Below are 507 nucleotides of genomic sequence, written 5' to 3'. Positions count from 1 at the left end.
ATTAAAGAATTTGCTTGGCGACCATAGCGATTTGGACCCACCTGATTTCCATTCCGAACTCAGAAGTGAAACGAATTAGCGCCGATGGTAGTGTGGGGCTTCCCCATGTGAGAGTAGGACATCGCCAGGCTTTATTTCGCACTTGCTTATTTAATAAGCAAGTCACCATAAAGTTCTAAATAAATTTAGAGTTTTATGTTGACTTTCAAAGTGGAAAGCGTATTATACGCACCTCGCTTAAGTGCTAAGGCACTGAAAGCCAAGTTCTTTAACAATATAGACCTATCAATCTGTGTGGGCACTCGTTGATGATAATCCAATTAGAAACTTCGGTTTCAAATTAGGTTTCAATGAACTGAGTGACCAATCAAGTCTTCGGACTTGGCACAGTCAATTCAAACATTACTTATGTAATGTTCAGTATTCATTGAGCCGAACAAAATCTTAAATTGAAGAGTTTGATCATGGCTCAGATTGAACGCTGGCGGCAGGCCTAACACATGCAAG

The 507-nt window shown here is 40.2% G+C and carries 1 rRNA gene; it reads left to right on the top strand.

The features are described from left to right. Positions 1 to 13 precede the first annotated feature (13 nt). Positions 14 to 130: ribosomal RNA gene (gene rrf, locus QTO06_RS25410) — 5S ribosomal RNA — on the top strand. Positions 131 to 507 lie beyond the last annotated feature (377 nt).

The organism is Vibrio sp. M260121 (assembly GCF_036533715.1).
Taxonomy (GTDB): domain Bacteria; phylum Pseudomonadota; class Gammaproteobacteria; order Enterobacterales; family Vibrionaceae; genus Vibrio.
Note: the sequence above shows the minus strand (reverse complement) of the source record. Positions and strands in the feature narration are given on the sequence as shown.